The sequence below is a fragment of the Pseudomonas entomophila genome (assembly GCF_013523125.1).
Classification (GTDB): domain Bacteria; phylum Pseudomonadota; class Gammaproteobacteria; order Pseudomonadales; family Pseudomonadaceae; genus Aquipseudomonas; species Aquipseudomonas entomophila_B.
In genome coordinates this window covers 1-4494 of record NZ_JAAMQJ010000079.1, presented here as the reverse complement: position 1 = coordinate 4494, position 4494 = coordinate 1, and the positions used below count along the sequence as shown (strand labels likewise).

Genomic DNA, 4494 nt, shown 5'->3' with positions numbered 1-4494 from the left:
CGGGTAGGCGCTGGTGAACCAGCCCACCGTGCGGCTCAGGTCGACGTCGTCGAACAGGTCTTCGCGGCCATGGCCTTCGAGTTCGATCAGCGCCGATTCGGTACCGCTCCAACGGCAGACCACGCGGGCCAGGGCCGTCAGCAGCAGGTCGTTGACCTGGGTGCGGTAGGCGGCCGGGGCCTGTTGCAGCAGTTGGCGGGTCAGGTCGGCGTTCAGGTGGGCCTGCACGCTGTGGCGATGGCGGTTTTCCAAGGAACCGGTCAGATCGGCCTCGGGCAGGTCGACCGGTGCGCCGTCGAGCTGACGCGTCCAGTACTCCAGCTCGCCGTCCAGCTGGGCCGCGTGGCCGTGCAGGCGTTCGGACCAGGTCTTGAAGGCGGTGGTCTTGGGCGGCAGCACGAGGGCCTGTCCGGCCAGCGCCTGGCGGTAGGTCGTGTCCAGATCGTCGAGCAGCACGCGCCAGGACACACCGTCGACCACCAGGTGGTGGATCACCAGCAACAGCCGTTGCGAGCCGTCGGCGACGTCGATCAGCAGCGCACGCAGCAGCGGGCCCTGGGCCAGGTCGAGGCTGCACTGGGCCGCCTCGCAAGCCGCTTCGATGGCGGCGGCATCGGTGGCCGTGGTGCGCGTCAGCAGCGGTTGCGCCGGGTGCAGCGGGCCATGCTCGGCGGTGTCGCCAGTGAAACGCAGGCGCAGGGCGTCATGGTGGGCGGTGTCGCCAGTGAAACGCAGGCGCAGGGCGTCATGGTGGGCGTACAGCGCCAGCAGCGCCTGATTCAGGGCGTCGGCGTCGAGCGGCGCGTGGGCGCGCAGCAGCAGCGCCTGATTCCAGTGCGCCGGTTCGGGCATGGCGCGCTCGACGAACCATTGCTGGAACGGCAGCAACGGCACGCGGCCCATGACGGGGCCCTGCTCGGCCAACACCGTCGTTTCGCCGTCCTGCAGCGCGGCGGCCAGGCTGCGCACCGTCTGGTGCTGGAACAAGGCCTTGGGCGTGAAGTGCAGGCCTTGTTGGCGCGCGCGGCCGACCACCTGCAGGGAGACGATGGAGTCGCCGCCCAGCTCGAAGAAGTTGTCGCTGACGCCCACGCGCTCCAGGCGCAGCACGTCGGCCCACACGGCGGCCAGGCGCTGCTCGTTGCGGGTGGTCGGCGCCTCGTAGCGCCCTTGCCTCGCCTCAGCGCTTACCGTCGGCAGCGCCTTGCGGTCGAGTTTGCCGTTGGGCGACAGCGGCAGGCGGTCCAGCGCCAGCCATTGGCTCGGCACCATGTAATCGGGCAGGCCGTGGCCCAGGTGCTGGGCCAGTTCGGCTTGCCAACCTTCAACTTCTTGCTCAAGGACCACATAGCCGACCAGTTGCTTGCCGTCCGGCACCGTGACCACGGCTTCGCGCACCGAAGCATGCTCCAGCAGGCGCGCCTCGATCTCGCCCAGCTCGATGCGCAGGCCGCGCAGCTTGACCTGATGGTCGATGCGGCCGGCGTACTCGATCACGCCGTCAGGGCGTTGGCGAGCCAGGTCGCCGGTGCGGTACAGGCGCTCGCCGGTGCCATGGGGGCTGACCACGAAGCGTTCGGCGGTCAGGCCCGGACGGCGGTGGTAGCCGCGCGCCAGGCCTTCACCGGCCAGATAAAGCTCGCCCAGCACGCCCACCGGCACCGGTTGCAGCTCGGCATCGAGGACGTAGCAGGCCAGGTTGGCGATGGGCTGACCGATTGGCACACTGTCGCGACCTTCATCGCGGCAGGTCCAGTGGGTCACGTCGATGGCCGCTTCGGTCGGGCCATAGAGGTTATACAGCGAGGTACCCGGCAGCTTGACGAAGACCTGCTGCTGGGCGTCGACCGGCAGTGCCTCGCCGCTGCACACGATGCGCTTGAGGCGGGTGCAGCGCGAGACGTTCATGTCCTGCATGAAGGCCTGAAGCATCGATGGCACGAAGTGCAGCGTGCTGACCTGTTCGGCGGTGATCAGCTCGACCAGGCGTGCCGGGTCGCGATGATCGCCGGGCGCGGCGACCACGAGACGTGCACCGGTCATGAGCGGCCAGAAGAATTCCCACACCGACACGTCGAAGCTGAACGGGGTCTTTTGCAGCACGGTGTCGTCTGCCGTCAGACCGTAGGCCTCCTGCATCCAGCACAGGCGGTTGATCAGTGCCGAGTGACGGTTGCCCGCCCCTTTCGGACGGCCCGTGGAGCCGGAGGTGTAGATGACGTAGGCCAGGTTTTGAGGATGCACATCTACGCACGGATCGTGGCTGAAAGCGCCACCTGCTTCCAGGTCCAGCGCCAGCGTCTGCACGCTATCGCTCACCGGCAAATCCAGATGGCTCTGGGTCAACAGCAGGCTTACACCACTGTCTTCCAGCATGTAGCGCAAACGGTCCTGCGGGTATTCCGAGTCCAGCGGCACATAGGCGCCGCCAGCCTTCAGAATAGCCAGCAGCCCCACCACCATCTCCACGCTACGCTCGGCGGCGATGCCGACCAGCACATCGGGACCGACACCCAGTTCGATCAGGCGATGGGCCAAACGATTGGCACGCTCATTGAGCTGCGCATAGCTCAGACGCGTCCCGCCAAACACCAACGCCTCGGCGTCGGGCGTACGCTGCACCTGCGCTTCGATCAACTGCTGAATGCTGCTGTCCAGCGGATAAGCAACCGCCGTGTCGTTCCATTGCACCAGGGCCCGCTCACGCTCATCAGCATCGAGCAACGGCAGCTCGGCCACCGCCCGCCCCGGCTGCTCGACGATACCGTGCAACAGCGTCAGCCAGTGCGCCCCCAGCCGCGCAATGGTGCACGCGTCGAACAGGTCGGTGGCGTAGATCAGCGACGCGCCCAGCCCTTGCGATGTCTCGACCGTTTCCAGGCTCAGGTCGAACTGCGTGGTGTCGTTCGTCCAGGCCAGCGTCTCGACCCTGAGGCCCGGCACGGCGCGCACGCGCTCGGGGGCTGCGGCCTGGTGGTTGAACATCACCTGGAACAATGGGCTGTGGCTCAGGGTGCGGGTCGGGGCCAGGGCCTCGACCAGTTGCTCGAACGGCAGGTCCTGGTGGGCCTGGGCGTCCAGCGCGGTGTTGCGAACCTGCTGCAGCAGCGCCTCGAACGGCAGGCGCGGATCGACCTCGGCGCGCAGCACCTGGGTGTTGACGAAGAAGCCGATCAGCGCTTCGGTCTCGACCCGGTTACGGTTGCCGACCGGGACGCCGACGCGGATATCGGTTTGCCCCGTATAGCGCTGCAGCAAGGCCTGGAACGCGGCCAGCAACAGCATGAACAGGGTCACGTCGTGACGTTCGGCCAAGGCGCGCAGAGACGCGGCCAACGTGTCGGGCACGCGCAGGTCGAGCTGGGCGCCCCGGTAGCTCTGCTCTGCCGGCCGTGGGCGGTCCAGGGGCAAGGCCAGCATGGTCTGCTCGCCACCGAGCTGCTCGACCCAATAGGCCAGTTGCCGCTCGCGCTCGCCCGCTGCCATCCACTGCCGCTGCCACTGGGCATAGTCGGCATACTGCACGGCCAGCGCCGGCAGGCGCGTGGTATCGCCCTGGCAGGCCCGGGCATAGTCGTCGACCAGTTCGGCGACCATCAGGTGCAGGGAGACGGCGTCCGAGACGATGTGATGCTGGGTCAGCACCAGCACGTGGTGCTCGTGACCCAGGCACAGCAGCCGTACGCGCAGCAACGGCCCTTGGGTCAGGTCGAACGGGCGATGGATTTCCTCGGCGATGCAGGCGTCGAGCACTGCCAGGTCGGACAGGGTGCTCTGTACGATTGGCAAGCGGCGTGGCGCTTCGATGTGCTGGACGATCTCGCCGGCCTGGTCGACGAAGCAGGTGCGCAAGGTCTCATGGCGCTCGACCAATGCATCGACGCTGTGTTGCAGGGCCTCGAGGTTCAAGGCGCCGTGCAGGCGCAGCGCGATGGGCAGGTGGTAGGCACTGTTGTCGGGGTCCATCTGCCAGAGGAACCACTGGCGCTGTTGGGCATAGGAAAGCGCCAACGGTGCGTCACGCGATACCGGTTGCAAGGCCGGTACGTGAGAGGTCGCGGCGGCCTGCGGCAAGGCGGCGACGAAGCGTTCCAGGGTCGGGTGCTCGAACAGGGTCTTGAGCGGTGCGTCGATGCCCTGCTCGCGCAGGCGCGAGAACACCTGGGTGGCCAGCAGGGAGTGGCCGCCCAGGGCGAAGAAGTGATCGGTCAGGCCGACCGGTGCCCGATGCAGGACGTCGGCCCAGATCGCGGCGACCTGGCGTTGCCGCGCGTTCTGCGGCGCCACGTAGGTAGGCGCCTGGCGTGCCATGTCCACGGTCGGCAGCGCCTTGCGGTCGAGCTTGCCGTTGGGCGACAGCGGCAGATGGTCCAGCGCCAGCCATTGGCTCGGCACCATGTAGTCCGGCAGGCCATGGCTCAGGTGCTGGGCCAGCTCGGCCTGCCAACCTTCGGCTTCCTGCTCAAGGACCACGTAGCCCACCAGTTGCTTGCC

At 67.8% G+C, this 4494-nt stretch carries 1 protein-coding gene; it reads right to left on the bottom strand.

Translation table 11 applies throughout. The annotated features are described in order from the left end of the window. Window positions 1-4494: non-ribosomal peptide synthetase (locus G7007_RS21525; RefSeq protein ID WP_181105095.1), on the bottom strand; the 4494-nt coding region annotated here is incomplete at both ends.